The 17,774-nt window shown below is 68.4% G+C and carries 17 protein-coding genes and 1 pseudogene; 3 read left to right on the top strand and 15 right to left on the bottom strand.

Annotation, left to right across the window (positions count from 1 at the left end):
• Positions 1-36: 36 nt before the first annotated feature.
• Entirely contained in the window at positions 37-294 is a 258-nt protein-coding gene (locus NOCYR_RS01785) for a helix-turn-helix domain-containing protein (RefSeq protein ID WP_014348646.1), read from the bottom strand.
• A 145-nt stretch (positions 295-439) separates the two neighbouring features.
• On the opposite strand from NOCYR_RS01785, the gene NOCYR_RS01780 reads away from it, so the two are divergent.
• Entirely contained in the window at positions 440-793 is a 354-nt protein-coding gene (locus NOCYR_RS01780) for a hypothetical protein (RefSeq protein WP_014348645.1), read from the top strand.
• Between the two features lie 229 nt (positions 794-1,022).
• Positions 1,023-1,700 (top strand): hypothetical protein, encoded by a 678-nt coding sequence (locus NOCYR_RS30005; protein WP_014348644.1) that lies wholly within the window; start codon positions 1,023-1,025, stop codon positions 1,698-1,700.
• A gap of 162 nt (positions 1,701-1,862) precedes the next feature.
• Here NOCYR_RS30005 and NOCYR_RS01770 read toward each other — a convergent pair whose 3' ends face one another.
• The 9 genes and pseudogenes from NOCYR_RS01770 to ssd form a co-directional block, all read right to left on the bottom strand.
• Positions 1,863-2,327, bottom strand: a complete 465-nt coding sequence (locus NOCYR_RS01770; RefSeq protein WP_014348643.1) for a hypothetical protein — start codon at positions 2,325-2,327, stop codon at positions 1,863-1,865.
• Positions 2,324-2,815, bottom strand: coding sequence for a hypothetical protein (locus NOCYR_RS01765; protein WP_014348642.1), 492 nt, complete (start codon positions 2,813-2,815; stop codon positions 2,324-2,326). Before NOCYR_RS01765 ends, NOCYR_RS01770 begins: the two co-directional genes overlap by 4 nt.
• On the bottom strand, positions 2,812-3,528 hold the full coding sequence (locus tag NOCYR_RS01760; protein ID WP_014348641.1) for a hypothetical protein: 717 nt from the start codon (positions 3,526-3,528) through the stop codon (positions 2,812-2,814). Before NOCYR_RS01760 ends, NOCYR_RS01765 begins: the two co-directional genes overlap by 4 nt.
• A gap of 102 nt (positions 3,529-3,630) precedes the next feature.
• On the bottom strand, positions 3,631-3,891 hold the full coding sequence (locus NOCYR_RS28980; RefSeq protein WP_014348640.1) for a hypothetical protein: 261 nt from the start codon (positions 3,889-3,891) through the stop codon (positions 3,631-3,633).
• A gap of 935 nt (positions 3,892-4,826) precedes the next feature.
• Positions 4,827-6,962 carry a DNA primase family protein gene (locus NOCYR_RS01750; RefSeq protein ID WP_014348639.1) on the bottom strand — a complete coding sequence of 712 codons (2,136 nt, stop codon included), beginning with the start codon at positions 6,960-6,962 and terminating at the stop codon, positions 4,827-4,829.
• A gap of 107 nt (positions 6,963-7,069) precedes the next feature.
• On the bottom strand, positions 7,070-7,483 hold the full coding sequence (locus tag NOCYR_RS29580) for a hypothetical protein (RefSeq protein WP_014348638.1): 414 nt from the start codon (positions 7,481-7,483) through the stop codon (positions 7,070-7,072).
• On the bottom strand, positions 7,484-7,786 hold the full coding sequence (locus NOCYR_RS29575; protein ID WP_014348637.1) for a helix-turn-helix domain-containing protein: 303 nt from the start codon (positions 7,784-7,786) through the stop codon (positions 7,484-7,486). It lies immediately after the preceding gene.
• Positions 7,787-8,069: 283 nt separating this feature from the next.
• Positions 8,070-8,696: pseudogene (locus tag NOCYR_RS01735) on the bottom strand (ATPase, T2SS/T4P/T4SS family); the annotation flags it as partial.
• 79 nt (positions 8,697-8,775) lie between these two features.
• On the bottom strand, positions 8,776-9,876 hold the full coding sequence (ssd, locus tag NOCYR_RS01730) for a septum site-determining protein Ssd (protein WP_014348635.1): 1,101 nt from the start codon (positions 9,874-9,876) through the stop codon (positions 8,776-8,778).
• 356 nt (positions 9,877-10,232) lie between these two features.
• Between ssd and NOCYR_RS01725 the strand changes: the two genes are divergently transcribed.
• Positions 10,233-11,072 (top strand): HAD-IB family hydrolase, encoded by an 840-nt coding sequence (locus NOCYR_RS01725; RefSeq protein ID WP_014348634.1) that lies wholly within the window; start codon positions 10,233-10,235, stop codon positions 11,070-11,072.
• Between the two features lie 517 nt (positions 11,073-11,589).
• Here NOCYR_RS01725 and NOCYR_RS01720 read toward each other — a convergent pair.
• Genes NOCYR_RS01720 through NOCYR_RS01700 form a run of 5 tightly spaced genes read right to left on the bottom strand, consistent with a single transcriptional unit; the run spans position 11,590 to position 17,584 of the window.
• Entirely contained in the window at positions 11,590-12,336 is a 747-nt protein-coding gene (locus NOCYR_RS01720) for a hypothetical protein (protein WP_014348633.1), read from the bottom strand.
• 29 nt (positions 12,337-12,365) lie between these two features.
• The gene (locus tag NOCYR_RS01715) at positions 12,366-14,057 is read right to left on the bottom strand and encodes an ABC transporter ATP-binding protein (RefSeq protein WP_014348632.1); all 1,692 of its coding nucleotides are present in this window, start codon (positions 14,055-14,057) and stop codon (positions 12,366-12,368) included.
• The gene (locus NOCYR_RS01710; protein WP_014348631.1) at positions 14,054-15,013 is read right to left on the bottom strand and encodes an ABC transporter permease; all 960 of its coding nucleotides are present in this window, start codon (positions 15,011-15,013) and stop codon (positions 14,054-14,056) included. Before NOCYR_RS01710 ends, NOCYR_RS01715 begins: the two co-directional genes overlap by 4 nt.
• A 15-nt stretch (positions 15,014-15,028) precedes the next feature.
• Entirely contained in the window at positions 15,029-15,955 is a 927-nt protein-coding gene (locus tag NOCYR_RS01705) for an ABC transporter permease (RefSeq protein WP_014348630.1), read from the bottom strand.
• 9 nt (positions 15,956-15,964) lie between these two features.
• Complete coding sequence (locus NOCYR_RS01700; RefSeq protein ID WP_014348629.1) at positions 15,965-17,584, bottom strand: peptide ABC transporter substrate-binding protein; 1,620 nt, start codon at positions 17,582-17,584, stop codon at positions 15,965-15,967.
• Between the last annotated feature and the right edge of the window lie 190 nt (positions 17,585-17,774).

The following is a 17,774-nucleotide window of genomic DNA, read 5'->3' as shown; positions in this document are numbered from 1 at the left end:
GACCGGAGTTGTGGGTTTCGACGTAGACCTCGGCGGCTACTCGCGGCCGATAATCCGGACCTCGACACTGACCTCCATGTCCGGGTCCAGCAATACGCGCGGGTCGACGCCCAGCGTGTTTGCCAGCCGGTCGAGGGCGTCCAGCGAGAGGTTCGTCTGCCCCCGCTCCATGCGGCCCGCATATGTCCTGTTGACGTTCAGAACCTCGTCGGCGAACCCCTCCTGGCTGTAGCCGCGCGCGACCCGGATACGGCGCACATTGCGCCCGACCACGACGCGCAGGGGATCAGACATGATGCGTTCGACTGTCCCTGCCCGGTCATCCCAGGTCCACGTACCTATACATGCGGGAACTGTATTGGAACGGAAAACGTGCAAATTTGTGTCCTCAGGGGCACACTTATACGTGCCCAATACGTCACCGAGACGGGAGAGACCGATGACCGATAGACACATAGGCGGAGTTCATCCGCTGGATACGCGCCCCAGAGCGCTGGGCTGGATCGACCACGACACGAGCACCGCGCCGGAATGGGACCGGGCGCAGGTGGAGCGGTTGGCGCAGCGTCTCGGCTACCGGCTGGTCTGGCCGGATGAGATTTCTGTGCTCCCGGTGAGTGCGCAGCTCCACAGCCTCGGCGTGGACACGGTGCTGATGCCCGCGCCGCACCATATCGCCCCGTTGGAGCTGAGCCGGGTCATGGAGATTGCCGACGTGGAGACGGTACATCCGCGCCTGAGCTTCGCCCGGTGGTCCATTGCCGGTGCGGCTGCGGGCGGTGGGTCGTGCTGAGTCTGCTTGCCACGCTGGCCGTGGTCGCGCTGCCCGTGGCGGCCCTGCTGGGGAGTCTCACGCCGTATCGCGGAACCGGTAGCGCAGCCGCGCCGCGCCGGACCACGGCCGGAGACTGGCCCATCGCGCAGCCGTGCGCGGGAGTTAGGGCGAAGGGCACGGCCGGGACCTATCCGGCCGTGTCCTCCGCGCGTTGATCGTAACTACAGAAACAGAGGAGACACACCCGATGAACGAGCACCAGGCAGCGAATATGGCGCGCCGCAAGCGTATGAACCGGAACACCTTGATCGTGATCGGCGTACTGTTCGCAAGCTTCCTGCTCTGCGCCGGACTCGGCGCTCTGGTGGGACCGACCGAATCCGCCGACGAATCCGCCGCGCGGACCACTCAGTTCGCCGCGCCGCCCACCACCGAGCCCGTAGCGCCCGAACCGGCGCCCGAGCCCGAGCCTGTAGCGCCGCCCGCCACCGAGCCCGAGCCCACCACCGAGCCCGTAGCGCCGCCCGCCACCGAGCCCGAGCCCACCACCGAGCCCGTAGCGCCGCCGGTTCGGGAGGCTGCGGGCGGGACCTACTCCGATCATCGGTGCGCGGCGGCGAGTGACACTCTCGTGGCCCTGGTCTCGGCCGGGCTCACCAAGAGCGGACACACCCTGGCCAATGGGACCGTGGTCGACGGCAGCTCGGGTACCACCTACTTCGGCGCAACCACGCTGAAGCCGGACGGCCGGATGGACAACCGGTCGGATGTCTGGATCATCCGTGACGGACTTGTGTACGCCTCCACCGGCGGAGCGCGGCACGGCTCGATCTTCCCGAAGGCTTCCGACGTACTGGACATCTCGCCGGGCGACGAGCTGGTACAGCTCGCGGACCGGTGCGTGATCGACTTGACCATGCCCTGACGCCCACCTCACACACCACCGCCCCCGGCTGCCATGGTCGGGGGCGGTGGTGTGTCCGGGGTCGATATGCCGCCCGCCGGACGGCATAAAGCACGGATTTCTAACCGCCGATAAGTGACCCTTACCGGCGGTTAGAAAGGTACAAACCCAGATACAAAGCCGTCAGGTGTTCGCCCAGCCGTCGTCTGTGTCGCTGAGCGGTACGTCGTTACGCGGGTGGTAACCCAGCGCGCGGATGTCTTCGTCCACGGTGGTCTCGAACTCCTCATACGACAGGCCGATGTTCTGAACCTCCACACGTTGCGGCGCGGCGAGGCCGTGCAACTTCACCCGCCGATCATGGAGCTTCGCGGCTACCTCGATGGCCTTCAGGTCTCCGGCCATGACGCCGGGGAACGCCTTCAGCCACAGCAGATCGAGCCGCGCATCCTCGAGCTTGCGCAGCTCATCTGCCGCATGGGATTCCTGCCGGTCGAGCACGGCTTGCACCGCTCGGAACGCGCCGGACTTATCGGAGTAGCCCAGCTGCTCCGCAATGCGCGCATACGCCACCCCGGCCAGGCGGAGCTTCAATGCCTCATGCTGGCGCAGCCTCTCGTCCGGCTGGGCGATATCCGGCCCGCTCATGCCGCTGCCGGCCGGATCGTGCCAGGGGCGACCCGTTGCCGGTGTAGATGCCGGATCATGTCGAGATCGACGCCGGGCCGGACCCCGAGAGCCAGGGAGATATCCGGAGTCCGGGCCGATCCCTTCCGGTACAGCGTCGCGGCCAGCCTCCGGATCGCGGGCATGGCGAACTCGACGTCCCGCTCGATATGCCGGGCCATCCGGCCGTCCAACAGTGCCTTGTCCTCATCGGAGGCGTTGGCGAAGGCTTCCCGCCGCGCATCTGGCGGAGGGGTGCCTCCGTGAACGAACAGCAGCTCGGCATACGGCCCGGCCCACCCGATACCGGCGTGGTGCTGCGGTGCGGCATCGGTGAACGCGACGCGGCCACCGGTGGCCGATGCCCAGCACTCGGTGATCTGCGCACCGGCCAGCACAGCCGCTACCGCGTGCCCTGCCTCGTGAATGCAGTTCGCCGCCCGTGCGTATTGCTCATCGGTCAGTTTCATCCGGCTACCTCCTTCTTTCCGTCGATCTTCCGGCCGCGCCGTGCAGCGCCGAACGCTGCGGTCTCCGCGCGGTGGCGGTCGCGGAGTTCGCGGACCTCGGCGGCGTGGCGTCGTTTCAGCGCGGCCCATGCGTTTCCCTCCGCGCTGCGCGGTGCCGGGGTGTCGGTGGTAGCCGCAGCCCGGAGGCCAATGCGCACCGCCCGTACCTCACGGTCGATATCCCGGAGCCGCTCCGTAATCCACAGCCCGATGGGTTCACCGGCTACCACCCGGCCCGGACGCCGTAATTCGCCGCTCAGCGCCTCATCCAGGGTCCCGGCAGCATTCACCAGGGCCACCGCCCATGCGCCGCTCAGCGTGGCGTCCAGGTCCGGTTCCGGTACAGCCGGGGCGGGCCGATGCACCGCCGCTGCGATATCGGCCAGAGTCTCCGTGATCGCCACCGAGGTTTCACGGACGCGACCGGTCCAGCGGCGGGGGATGGTGTCGGCATTGATCTGTGCGTGGATACCGGAGAGCGTGTCGGCCAGCTCGGTGGACAGGCTGAGCCGTTCGTCGTAGTGGACGCTCAGCCCCGTGCGCCGCCGCTCCCGCTGGGTCTCCACGGAATCCGCGGAATGGTCGTGCGGCCGGATATCCACCGCCCGGCGCGGGATGAAGTGTCCGGAGCGGTCGGTGATCGGTACGCCGAGTTCGTTGGTGTTCGTGAACATGGTGATCTCTCCTCAAATCTGTTGTGTAGGCACGGAATCCGTGCGAATGATGTCCCGGTTGCCAAATGTGACCGGATCGTCAAAATTGGCTGTTTGCGCAGCTCACGGGATTTCGTCGAGGCCGAACAGCCAGACCAGCGGCCAGCGGTCGGTCCATGCGCAGCCGCACTCGGTGCAGAGATACCGGCACCGCACCGACGCGGAACCACCGGGCCAGTGCAGTTCCGCCGGGTCCTCGTAGTGATCGCACAAGGGGCCGTAGCCGGACGCTGGACACGCGGGGCAGCGGGAGGGCATGAAGTACCCGCCGAGCGCGTCCTCGATCTCTGTGGGGGACGGTGGGGTGTAGGTGAGGGCTGACATGATGGTGGGGTTCCTTTCTCTGGTGTTGATCCCCGGCCCCTGGACGGTTCGCAGACCGCCCAGGGGCCGCTCTGGGCTCAGGGGGTAGGCCGGGGGTCCTCCGGCTCGGGTTTCGGCGTCAGCGGTCCGATGAGGCCCCGCTCTTTCCCGATTGCCTCCGCCCTCTCCTCCGGAGTGCTGCCGGGAATCCGGGTACGGCGCGGCCCCGGTGACGGGCGGCTCACCATGTCGGGTCACCGGCGACGACCCAGCCGTCCGTACGCAGCCGCTCCGCCAACCGGCCGGAGAGGTAGCAGGCGACCCGCCAGCACCCTTCGCGGGGCGACCACCGCGCCTCCATGGGATCGGCGGTGAGTTCGCGGAGGGTCCGGCCGAGAGATTGCGTCGCGGAGGTCCGGACGGCGTACTCCGCAGCCACGGAATCCCGGACGAACACGGCGACCCGGGGGTCCCGCGCGAAGGGGTTCCCGGCTATGGGCTCAGGGCTGGATACGGGTGCGGCGGGGACGAAGGGCATGCGCAGCTCTCCTATCGGTCGGGTTTGAACGGTCTGTTTGCGACATGGGTTGAGGTGCCTGGTTGACCGCACGGCGGCCGTTGCGCGGGCTGTGCTGAGGCACCGGTAACCCGATAACCCGGATTTCCGCGAGAACTTTGTTCCCTATGGCTCTTAGGGCATGTGGCATGGATTTCGGAGATAGACAGTTTTGATGGGTTACCTGGGTTACCTGGGTTACCAAGGGAGCGAAAACACTGCACAGCCTGCACAAATGCGCCGCCGCACCGTTCCCCCGGCGACCGCGTTACCTGCCGGGTTACCCAGCCGGTAACCCACTTCCGGCAGCCGCCGACGAGCACGGCGCGGCAGCGCAGCGCAGCCGCCCGCCGGTAACCCACCCCCAGTAACCCACTTTGGGCCATTTGTAACCCACCCCTCACCGGTCGTAAGGGTCGCGGGCGGGCTGTTCGCCGGTGCCCACGGTGCGCACCCGGTCATCGCCGAAGCTGTCCCGTTCGGCAAAGGTGAACTTCGCCTCGGAGATGCCCCACACCACCAGCCATTTACCGGCCTTGCCGTCCGGTGCTTTCTTCTGGCCCGGCCGGATCGGTTCGAGATACAGCGAGCGGAGCGCGGCCCGGAACTTGTTCTGGCTCATGCCCCGGCCGGTGTTGTTCACCTCGGCCCACCTGCCCCAGACCCGGAACAGCTCCCGGAGGTCCACGAAATCGTCGGCCGTGCCGATGACGCAGCACTCCTCGATGAACGTGCGGAGCGGCGAGGACAGCGAATCCATGTCCGCTGCCAGCTCGGCGGCGCGGGCGGACACGGTGAACGTGCCCCCGGCCGCGTTGAGCAGCGCCAGGCCCTCCACAGCCCACCGGAGCACGGAGCCGAGTTCGTTGTCGAGGATGCGTTGCTTCAGGCCGTGGTCCTCGTCCTCCGCACCCCGGAACCCCCTGGTGGTCTCCAGGATCAGCGCCCGGCGCTGGAGCGCGGCGCTGTTGTCACTCCAGCGCGGCATCTCGTTCGCGGAGCCGTGGAACCGGACTCCGAGCTTCGCGGAAACGGCCGTCTTGTGCTTCCGCTCGACGACCATCTCGTCTTCACCGGTCACGCCCAGAAGGGTGCCGACCGCCGTGGACGAATCTCGGGAGCCGAACCGGATGTCGGACATCAGCGCGAGCTGCGCGCCGGTCTCGTAGAGCGACTGGAGCCCGAACTGTGAGTTGAGCGTGTCCAGCCGGGTAGCGACGACGGTACCGGTGAGCGCGCCGAGCACTTCCGCGATGATCGACTTCCCCGACCCGGACGGGCCGATGATGAGCATCCACTTCTGGAGGTCCGTCCGGCCGCTCACGACGTACCCGGCCCACTGCTGCAAGCACATGACCGCGCCGGGGTCGTCCGGCCACTGGGTACGGAGCATCCGCAGCCACTCGGTACCCGCGTACGGGTCGAGGCCGTGGTGGTAATCGACCGGAATCATCGTCAGGGAGAACCACAGCGGCGTGTTCAGGGACAGTGCCCCCGTGGCGGGGTCGAGTACACCGTTGCGGCACAGCACGTTCGTGCTCCGGTAGGCGTTGTGCACGGTGCCCCATGCGTCCGGAATCTCACGCGTGGCGGTACCCGCCTCGTCGGCGACGGCCTCGACCCGCAGCAGGCCGGACAGGGCCGCCTCCACCTCGGCCAGGTTCTTGATGTTCGGACTCCAGTTCCGGAGTTCGTAGTCGTTCCCGTTCTTCGAGTGGAACGTGTGGACGTACGCATGCCCGCGCAGCGCCTCCCGGAGCATTCCGGGCATCCATTCCGGGTCCGTGCGTGCGATCCAGCGCGGCGGCTCCCCGGCGGCGGGCCGGTCGTAGTGGTACCACGTCTGATCTATCCGGATGAGCATGCGCATCCATGCACGGCGACGGCCTTGTCCCGGCAACGGGAGCCGCTTCGTGAGCCGATGCCTGGTCAGCCACCGGGCCACGGAGTCCGGGGAGTTCGGGGAGGGGATGACCTTGCCGTCGCTGATCCTCTTCTGATCCTGGGGGCGCGCCTTGTCGGGATCGCCGCCAGGAGCGCCGAAGTAGTCGTAGACGGACTGCGGCACGCCGCAGATCCACCCCTCCGGCTTTCCGTTCTTGTCTTCGGCGAACGGGAGATCGAGATCCACCCCGGACTCTGCCCACTGTCGCTCGGACAACGGGTCGAGTCCGTCTCCGCCCTCCTCACGGTCCGCCTCACAGAGCGCGACGACTTCCGGGCGCGTGGGCGGCGCGATGCCGTGCTCCGCCAGTACCGCGACCACGGCCGGGCTCATCAGGATCACGGGCACGTCTCCCGCCTCCGGGTTCGTGATCGCCCCGCCGGTCGGTCCGGGGAACGGACGCCCGTGCCGGATGTGCGTCCGGTTCCACTCGACTTGCCTCTCCGCCTCTTCGAACCCGAGGAGTTCTCCCAGCCGCGTGGTGCAGGGCTTGCCCAGGAGGCGCGCGAGGTTGGCACCGGATACCTCCCCGGCAGGGGAATCGGCACGCTCGTCGGCAGCGCCTTCGGTAAACTTGTCTCCAGAATTCATGGAGAGTTCCTTTCCCGGCCCGGTGCGAGTGATGGCGCACCGGGCCATTTCAGTTGTGAATGAGTGAATGGCGTTGCAACGCAACGGATTACGTGCGTTGTAATGGCTCAGGCGGCAGCGGAATCCAGCGTGGCCAGCACAGCCCGCCCGGCGGCGGTGATAACCGACGCACGGTTCGGGCGGCGCGTGACCGAATTGAGGAGCGTGACAACGGCCCCGGTGTCGTGCCGCGACCATTCGATGAGCCCGAGCTTGCGCAGCTCGTTCCCGCGAGCGGACCAGCTGTAGAACAGCCGCTCGCCGTAGACGAGGCCACCGGCAACGGCGGCGTCGAAATCGGTCGTCGGCTCGTCGCTGTAGTGCCGCAGCATGGCGTACCGGTCGGATGCCGCGCTCACGCGGGAGCCTTCGGCCCCGTCCTTGGCCGTCTCCGCCGCGTCCCTACCGGCGGTGAACCTCGGGTCGTCGGCGTCGTAATCGGGCTGGTGTTCGCGGCCGTGCACGGTGGTCGTGGTCGCCATCTACGCCACCGCCTTGCCGCTGTTGAGAATCGTGGTGATCCGCGCGATCTGGTCCGGGCTGAGCGGCGGCGCGGCCTCCACTACGCGCGCGATGTAGTCCGCGTAATCGGTGCGGGCGGAGACATGGGCCGGGGGCTCCGGCGCGGGCTTGCGCCAGTTATCCAGGTCGTCGGGGTTGACGTAGTAGCACTTGCCGATGCGCTGCGCGGGCAGCTCGCCGCACGCGGCCCACCGGCGGGCGGTGTTGACGTGCACTCCGTACTTGGCCGCGACTTCGCGCAGGGTGAGGGTCCGGGTGGACATGAGATGAACGCTCCCGTGGTTCGAAACCGGTCCCCAATGGCGTTGCGGAGCGTTGCGTTGCGGCGGCGCGCTGATAGCGCGGGATGCCAGGGTGCAGGACCGGAGCCCGGAGAACCGGGGGAACTGCGGCGCGGAGCGTTGCGTGTCGGCCGGGGAATCTTGGAGCCGATGCACACACATTAGCAATCGTGAACACGCCTGCACAACAGTGCAATTCGGTTGTCAAGCTATCGACTGGCTATCACCGGTTACCTTGCAGCTAAGTGTGTCTTTTTGCATATGCCGTATTGCCCGCGCCAGTGCCGCCGACCACCAGGAACGCCAGCCGCGCGGCGACTATGTGTTCCAGCAGCACCTCCGCCACGCCGGGAACCGCGCCCAGCGCGACCAGCGCGTCCAGTCCTTGTGTCGCAGGCCGCAGCACTCGAAGCGACAGGCAGGTCCCGCCGTGCGCCACCGGCGCGAGCACCGCGTGCAGCCGCACCCCGAACGATTCGCCCAGCACCGCGTCGCGGCCGGGCAGGGTGGCATCCACCCAGGGCTGGGCATCGTCGAGCCGGCGCCCGGCGGCCGAGGCCAGCCGCTGGGCCAGCCGGCGGACCGAGGCCTCGTCGGCGAAGGCGATCGAGGTCTTCTCCAGGCCGCGCCCGCGGTCGATCCAGACCTCGTCGGGCGCGGTGACCAGTACATCGGCCACCTTGGTGTCGTGCAGCAGCGGTTCCAGCACGCCCGCGCCGGTCAGCTCGGTCTGTAGCAGTCGCAGCGCACGCAGCAGATCGGTGTCGCCGAGCACCCCACCGGCTTCGGCCCGGATCGCGGCAGCGACCTCGGCAGGGTCGGGATCTCCCGCCGCGCCTGCCAGCCGCTCCCGCACCCGGTCCAGCAGCTCCGCCGTCACCAGCGCACCCATCGTTCCCCCTTCTGGCCTACGTACTCGTCACGCTGCGAAGAGACCGTGTGCGATCTCACGTGACCGCCTGTCCCCCAGCTCATCTCGCGACCTCCGCAGGAGCGCCGAGCACCATGAGCACGGCATCGGCGGCTTCGCGCAAGGGCCCACGACCGACCGAGAGCCCACGGCGTTCCAGGCGCGCCGGCAGACCAGGTTGGGCGCGCACGGCCGCTAGCAGCGGCAGGTCGAGCACCTCGGCGATCTCCGGTCCGCGCAGCCCACCGGGAGCCGGGCCGCGAACAATGATCCCGCGGTTCGGATTTCGCCGTCCGATATGCGCCGACACCGCTTCCGCCGCGGCAACCGCCCGTAAGCCCGCGGTGACGACGAGGACCACCAGGTCTGCCGCGTCTAGTACCTGATCGGCGTGCGGCGAGCGATCGGCGGACAGATCGCAGACGACGAGATCGCCTGCGGCGCGGCCGGCTTCGATCACCGCGTGCATGGCGCCGCTGCTGATGCCCGGCCGGGCACTGGCGCCACGGCCACAGGACAGCACCGCGAGCCCGGGCGCTGCCGAGGGCAGCGCGCCATGCAGCGCGGCCGCCGATATCCGGCCGTCTTCGACGATGAGATCGGGCCAGCGCAGACCTGGAGTCTTCTCGATGCCGAGCAGTAGGTCGAGCCCGCCGCCGAGTGGTGCGCCGTCGACCAGCAAGGTGTGGCGGCGGAACCCGGCACCGGCCGAGCGCAGGGCCACGGCGGCGGACAGGACCGAGGCGCCGGCGCCGCCGCATGCTCCGGTGACGGCGACCACCGCGCCGCCGCTCGCCCGGTGTTCACCGCGTTCGGCGAAGGTCTCGATGAGCCCGACCGCGGCGCCGGGTAGCGCGATGACACGTTCGGCGCCGATCGCGGCGGCGGCCTGCCAGTCGAGTAGTTCCGGTTCTCCGTCGGTGACGGTGACCACGCCGCCACGCCGTAGGTACCCGGCTTCCGCGCATGCCACCGCGGCGGGAGTGTCGAGGATCACCAGTGGCGCACCGGCCCAGGCGTGCCTGCCGACGGGCATCGTGCGTTCGTCGATCTGCCGTTCGGCCGCGGCGGCGACGCGTTTGACTTCCTCGCGCAGGCCCGCTGTGCCGATGATGGCGAGGGCGGGTGCGGCGGGTGGCCGGTCGGCGGCTTCGAGGTCCATGCAGGTCAGCGTCGCGGAGTGCGGCTTCCGGCAACAGCGCCGATTCCCGGAATGTGGATAACTCGCCTGCTGTGGACAACTCAGGAAAACGCCTGGTCAGCAACGGACCCGGCTGAGCAACAACCAACTGGTCCCGAAATAGAGGACGGCCCCAGCCGGGGGGGGAGGAGGCTGGGGCCGTCGGGTTCAGCCCCGGGGGGTCGGGCTGAACGCGCCTGGAACATGTCCAGGTGCCAGCAATACTACACCCAAGGTCCGGCGAAAGCGCAAGTCCAATGTTGAAGAAGTTTCGCCGTCACGTTCCGGCCCCCGGCGGCCGCACCGGACCGGTCGCGGCACGGCCTATTCTTGAGCCCGTGACGGCGAACGGCGAGCAGACCGGACACCCGCACCACGGCGCTGAGCGGGCCGGACGGGTGGCGGCATTCTTCGATCTCGACAAGACCGTGATCGCGAAGTCGAGTACCTACGTGTTCAGCAAACCGTTCTTCGCGCAGGGCCTGCTGAACCGGCGCGCGGTGCTGGAGAGCAGCTACGCGCATTTCATGTTCCTGCTCTCGGGCGCGGACCACGATCAGATGGAGCGCATGCGCGCGCATCTGACCAGCATGTGCGCCGGCTGGGACGTGGAACAGGTGAAATCCATTGTGGCCGAGACCTTGCACGAGCTGGTCGACCCGCTGGTGTACGCCGAGGCGGCCGATCTGATCGCCGATCACAAGATCCGCGGCCACGATGTGGTGATCGTGTCGGCCTCCGGCGAGGAGATCGTCGCGCCGATCGCCGAAGCACTGGGCGCCGATCACACCGCCGCCACCCGGATGGTGGTGCAGGACGGCAAGTACACCGGTGAGGTCGAGTTCTACTGCTACGGCGAGGGCAAGGTCACCGCGATCGAAAAGCTCGCCGCCGCCGAGGGATACGACCTGTCGCGCTGCTACGCCTATTCGGATTCGATCACCGATCTGCCGCTGCTGTCCGCGGTCGGGCATCCGACGGCGGTGAACCCCGATCGCGGGCTGCGCCGGGAGGCGGTGGCCCGGAGCTGGCCGATCCTGACCTTCTCCAACCCGGTGTCGCTGTGGTCGCGGTTCCAGGCACCGTCGTCGACCACGGTGGCGGCCACGGCGGCGGTGGGTGTGAGTGCCGTGCTTGCTGGTGCGATCAGCTATCGGCTGCTGCGCCGGCGCCGCTGACGGGGGCTCCGCAGCGGGGCTGCGCGAGGGTTCCACAGGCCCCGAGCCGGTACGCCCGTACAAGATCGCGAAGTGCGCCGCGACCTGGCATTCAAACACGAAACGCCGGGAGACACGCCGATAATTCGATGTTTTCCGACCCCTTGATGTGAGTGCGATCACAGTGTACAAATGAAGGCACGGAAGGACGGAAGGCCAGGACGGAGTCGGAAGAGAAGGCTCAGCCCCCCATCCCACCCTTCCCAGCACGGACGCCAGGCACCCACGCGGAGCGCGCCGCGACAAGGGCAAAAGCGTTGTGGGCCTGCGACATTCGAGCTGCCGACGGCGAGCGCCTCGCACATTTGCGGGGATGAGCCGCGGTGGATTCGGATCAATCGCCGAGGCCGAAGAACACAACCCACTCAGCACGCTTGGTAACCGGGTTGTCCGTGCTAGCGGGCGGTGAGGTCGGTGACGGCAACGCCGCCCGCTTCGATATGTCCACCCCGATCCCTACAGACCCAACAAAGCTCCCCTAACCAGAGGCGGCGTCGGCGATCGACGTCGCCTCTCGTGCGCCGTCCTCCAGCGCACCGCAGCACAGGATCACCCAGCCGCCGACCCCCTCCGGGGTTCCGGTCCCGAACTCCGCTGCGGCATCCAGGTAGGCCTGCCGCCTGCGCAGCCAGAACACCTCGGGTACGCCGAGGCTGTGCGGGTCCAGTCCGCTCGACACCGCGACCAGCCGCGAGGCCGCCCTGGCCACGATCCCGTCGGCCGTGCCGAACGGCTTCAACGTCAGCAGCTCGCCGTGCACCACCGCCGCGATCACCGGGGCCGGCGCCGAGGAACCGAGCACGGTCTGTGCGAGCAGGTCCAGTCGCTGCGCGACCCCGCCGTCACTGCGTGGGCGGCCGAGTTCGGCCTCGTCGGAGACCAGATCGGCCGCGGCCAGCAGATGCAGCCGGGCCAGGGCTTGCAGTGGGGCGCGCTGCCAGGTGCTGACCAGGTTGCGCAGGGCGTCGCCGTCGAGGGCCTGCCCGACGCGCAGCGATCCGGCCAGGATCGGATCGCTGACGTTGCCGTCGGCCGGCAGCTCGACACTGCCGCCGTCGATGGCGGCCGACGAGCGCGCGGCCCGCACCGCCGCCTCGGCCGCGGTGGTCGGCCAGCCGCGGCGGTTGCTCTTGTGCCGGTGCACCGCGGCGAGTGCGTCGCGGGCCTTGTCGGCGGCGGCGCGCACTCCGGGCAGATCGACGAGGGGCTGGAGCGGATCGGTCACGGCTTACGAGGCTACTGCCGCGGCCTCGGTCAGCTCACCAGCAGGCCCCGGCCGGGAATGGCGTCGAGCAGGCGGCGGGTGTAGTCCTCGCGCGGATTGTCGAACACCGCGTCGGTGGGTGCGGCCTCGACGACCCGGCCCGCGCACATCACCAGGACCTCGTCGGCGATCTGCCGGACGACGGCCAGATCGTGGGTGATGAACAGATACGACAGCCCGAGTTCGGCTTGCAGGTCGTTGAGCAGATCCAGGATCTGCGCCTGGACCAGCACGTCCAGCGCCGAGACCGCCTCGTCGCAGACCACCAGCTCCGGCTCGAGGGTGAGCGCGCGGGCGATGGCCACCCGTTGACGTTGACCGCCGGACAGCTCGTTCGGATACCGCGTCAGCACATCGGCCGGCAACGCCACCTTGTCCAGCAGGTCGCGCACTCGGGCGTCGCGTTCGGCGCGGTTGCCGATGCCATGGGTGCGCAGCGGTTCGGTGAGGGTGCGATGGATCGAGTACATGGGGTCGAGCGAGCCGTACGGGTTCTGGAAGATCGGCTGCACCCGCCGACGGAACGTCAAGGGCGACTTGCGGCTCAGCTCGGCGACATCGGCGCCGTCGAAGGTCACCGTCCCCGACGTCGGCTCGAGCAGCCCGAGCACCATCTGGGCGACGGTGGACTTGCCGGAGCCGGATTCACCGACGATGGCCGTGGTGGTCCCGCGCCGCATCCGGAAGCCGACCTCGTCGGCGGCGAGCAGTTCGGTCGATTTCCACGGCACCGAGCCACGGATCCGGTACCGCTTGGTGAGCTTGTCGACCACCAGGATCTCCTCGCCCACAACGTCATCCGGCTGCTCGGCAACTTCAACGGCCTGCTCCCGTACCCGGGCCCGCGCCACCCGCACCGACCGCCGCCCGACCGCCAGCGACGGCGCCGACTCCACCAGCCTGCGCGTGTATTCGTGCCGTGGATCGCGCAGGATCTCCAGCGCCGGACCGGATTCCACCACCCGGCCGCGATACATCACCACCAGATGCTCGGCCCGTTCGGCGGCCAGGCCGAGGTCGTGGGTGATCAACAACATCGCGGTGCCCAGCTCCGCGGTGAGCTCGTCGATGTGGTCGAGGATCTGCCGCTGCACGGTGACGTCGAGCGCGGAGGTCGGCTCGTCGGCGATGAGCAGATCGGGCCGGCCGGACAATCCGATGGCGATCAGCGCCCGCTGCCGCAGCCCACCGGACAGCTCGTGCGGATACTGGTTCATCCGGTGCTCCGGATCCGGAATTCCGGCCTCCCGCAATAGTTCGGCGGCCCGTTCGCGCGCCTGCGTACCTCGCGCGATCCCGTTGGCGGTCAGGGTTTCGGTGATCTGGAAGCCGATCTTCCAGACCGGGTTCAGATTCGACATCGGATCCTGTGGCACGAAGCCGATGCCGTTGCCGCGCACGCCGACCAGCTCCGATTCCGGCGCCGCCGCCAGGTCTCGGCCGTCGAACCGGATCTCCCCCGACACCACCCGGCCGCCGCTGGGCAGCAGCCCGATCACCGCATGCGCGGTGGTCGATTTGCCGGATCCGGACTCCCCGACGATAGCCACGGTCTGGCCGGGATAGACCGTCAGATCGACACCGCGCACGGCGTCGACGCGGTCGTCGCCGGAGCCGAAAGCCACGTGCAGATCACGGATCTCGAGCAGAGGCGGTTCGCCGGTGTCGACTGCGGCACTCATGCTCGCCTCCTGCGGGATTTCGGATCGAGGGCATCGCTGAGCGCGTCGCCGAGCATGATGAAGCCGAGCACCGTCAGTGCCAGCGCCGTGGCGGGATAGAACAGGATCAGCGAACCGCCGCGCAACTGCTGCTGGCCGGTCGCGATATCGGCGCCCCAGGACACCTCCGTGGGCGGCAACCCGACCCCGAGGAACGACAGGGTCGCCTCGGTGACGATGAAAACACCCAGCCAGATGGTGGTCACCACGATGATCGGACCCAGCGAGTTCGGCAGCACGTGCCGCAGCAGCGTCCGGAATCGCGACACTCCCAGCGCGCGCGCCGCCAGCACGTATTCGCTGTTCTTGGCCGCGATGACGGCACCGCGCGCGATCCGCGCCACCTGCGGCCAGGTGAATCCGGCCAGGATGACGATCACCAGCGCGATGGTCCGGCGCTGCGACAGTTGCATGACGACGATCGCGGCCAGCATCAGCGGCACTGCGTACACGATTTCCGAGATCCGGGAGATGATCGAGTCCAGCAGCCCGCCGTAGAAACCGGCCAGCGCGCCGAGCGTGGCTCCGATCGCGACGAACAGCAGCGACGCGCCGACGCCGGTCAGCACCGACGCCCGCGCGCCGTAGACGGTGCGCGCGTAGATATCGCAGCCCTGCAGATCGAACCCGAACCAGTGCTCGGAGCTGGGCGGCAGCAGACTGTTGTCGACCACGCAGTAGCGCGGGTCCTGGTCGGTGAACAGCCCGGGGAACAGCGCCAGCAGCACCACCAGCACGATGATCGCCACCGACACCAGGAACAGCGGATTGCGCCGCAGCCCGCGCCAGGCCTCACCCCAGAACCCGCGCGGCGTGCCGGCCACGCGCACCCGGTCGACCGCATCGACGGAGACCTCGTCGGCGGGCGCGACCCAGCGCTGCTGCCCCGGACGGGCTCGCGCACCCTCGTCGGCCATGCTCACACTCCCTTCTCACGCATAGCGGATCCGTGGATCGAGCGCCGCGTACAGCAGGTCGACGATCAGGTTGGCCAGCAGGAACACCACGATCAGCACCGTCACGAAGGAGACCACCGTCGGCGCCTCGCCGCGCACCACCGCCTGGTAGAGCGTGCCGCCGACGCCGGGGATATTGAAGATGCCCTCGGTGACGATGGCCCCGCCCATCAGCGCGCCGAGGTCGGCACCGATGAAGGTGACCACCGGGATCAGCGAATTGCGCAGAATGTGCACCACCACGACGCGCCGGCGCGACAACCCTTTCGCGGTGGCGGTTCGCACATAGTCGGCGTCCCGGTTCTCCACCACCGAACTGCGGGTCAAGCGCAGGACGTAGGCGAACGACAGTGCGCCGAGCACCATCGCCGGCACGATCAGCCGGGTGAAACTGGCATCGGCGCCGACGGTCACCGGCGCGATCCCCCATTCGATGCCGAACAGATACTGGGCGAGGAAGGCGAGCACGAACACCGGCACCGCGATCACGATCAGGCTGGCCACCAGCATCGTCGAATCGAACAGCTTGCCCTTGCGCAATCCGGCGATAACGCCGAAGAACACCCCGAACACCGCCTCGAACAGCACCGCGAGCAGGGCCAGCCGGAAGGTGATCGGGAAGGCGCGCGCGAGTTCTTCGCTGACCGGACGGCCGGAGAACGAGGTGCCGAGATCGAAGGTGAAAATGCCCTTCAGGTAGTATAGGTACTGCACGATGAAGGGCCGGTCCAGGTGGTAGCGGGCCTGCAACTGGGCTTCCAGCGCCGGCGTCAGCGTGCGCTCACCGGCCAGGGCGGCGACCGAGCCGCCGGAGACCTTGAAGATCAGGAAGTAGATGAGCAGGGTCGCGCCGAAGAACACCGGGATCATCTGCAACAGCCGCCGCACGACGTACCAGGCCATGGACTCTCCTCATTCTCCGGCGGCTGGGCGCAGTTCGATGTTCTCGAAGTCGGCCAGGCCGTTCCAGGCGAAGGCGACATTGCGCACCCGCTCGGAGTACCCGGCGGAGTTCACGTAGTCGAAGACCGGGATGGTCGGCAGGTCGTGCAGCAGCACCGTCTGCGCCTGCCCGACCAGCTCCCAGGACCGCTCCTCGGACGGCGCGGCCTCCGCGGCGGCGATCAGCGCGTCGAATTCCGGGTTGTGATAGTCGAAATCGTTGGTGGCGGAGTTGCTGAGGAAGCCCGGTTCGAGGAACTGCAACATGGTCGGATAATCGCCCTGCCAGCCGGACCGGAACGCCTTGCCGATGGTCCGCTCGGTGACGTGGTCGCGCAGCTGCTTGAAGGTCGGCAGGGCGGCGCCGACCGCTTCGATGCCCAGGGTGTTCTTGATGCTGTTGGCCACCGCGTCGATCCAGGCCTGATGGCCGCCGTCGGCGTTGTAGGCGATCTCGAATCGTCCGCTCCAGGGCGAGATCTCATCGGCCTGCGCCCACAACTCACGCGCTCGCTCGGGGTTGTATTCGAGGACCTCGGAGCCGGGCAGATTCGGGTTGTAGCCGGGCAGCACCCGCGAGGTGTAGTCGCGCGCGGGTTTGCGGGTACCGCGAAAGATCTTGTCGCCGATGCGTTCCCGCTGAATGGCCATGGAGATGGCGTGGCGGCGCAACCTGCCCTCCTCACCGTCGAAATGCGGTAGGCCGGGCTGGGTGCCGATCCACTGGCTCTGCGCGGTGGGCGCGGAGACGGCGCGCTCGCCGAGATCGTCGTCGACGACGGTGAGCGCACTGGGCGGGACGGTATCGAGCACATCGAGGTTGCCGGCCAGCAGATCCGAATAGGCGGCGTCGAAGTTGGAGTAGAACACGAAGGTCAGGCCCTTGTTCTTGGCCGGGCGCCCGCCCCGGTAGCTCTCGTTGGGCACCAGGTCCAGCTTCACATCGTGCTGCCAGGCGTCGCCGTCGGCGAAGCGGTACGGGCCATTGCCGATCGGGCGCTGTCCGAAGGCCTCGATGTCGTCGAACGCCACCTCGGGCAGCGGATAGAACGGCGCGTAGGCCAGCCGGGTGCGGAAGTCGATGGTCGGCGCCTTCAGATCGACGGTGAAGGTGAGGTCGTCGAGCACCCGCAGCCCCGACATCGTCTGCGCGCGTGGTGGATCGGCCTGTACGTCGTCGAAGCCGACGATCGGCTCGTAGGTGTAGCTCTGCAACTGCGCGTTGGTGATCAGTGCGCCGAAATTCCACGCGTCGACGAACGAGTGCGCGGTGACCGGGGAACCATCGCTGAAGGTCCAGCCGGGCTTCAGCCTGATCAGGTAGTGCTGCTGGTCGGTGGTCTCGATGGATTGGGCGACCTCGTCGTGCAGCCGACCCGCGGCGTCGATGCGGCGCAACCCGGCGAAGAGCCGGTCGACGATGCGGCCGCCGCCGTTCTCATTGGTATTCGACGGCACCAGCGGGTTCTGCGGTTCGCTGCCGTTGACCGCGATGGAATCGCCGAGGGCCGGGGTGATGGTGCAGGCGGGCAGGGTCGCGACGCACAGCAGGGCCAGCACCACAGTCGCGAGCCAGGCCGGAATCCGCATACGCACCCCCGGAATCATCGTCGTCTCGCGGCTCGAAGGCAGCGGTTTCGGCCGCCGTGTTTCGAACCGGCCCTGCGGACTTCCCCCGCCCGCCGATCAGCAGCCTGACGATAGCGACCGCGGCACCGGTTTGTCAGGCGTTCGCGGCGAGTCGTCTCGGTGCCCACCCGATGGACCGGACGGCAGCGGC

It is taken from the genome of Nocardia cyriacigeorgica GUH-2, assembly GCF_000284035.1.
Classification (GTDB): Bacteria; Actinomycetota; Actinomycetes; order Mycobacteriales; family Mycobacteriaceae; genus Nocardia; species Nocardia cyriacigeorgica_B.
The sequence above is the reverse complement of the archived record's forward strand: the minus strand, read 5'-3'. Positions and strand labels throughout refer to the sequence as shown.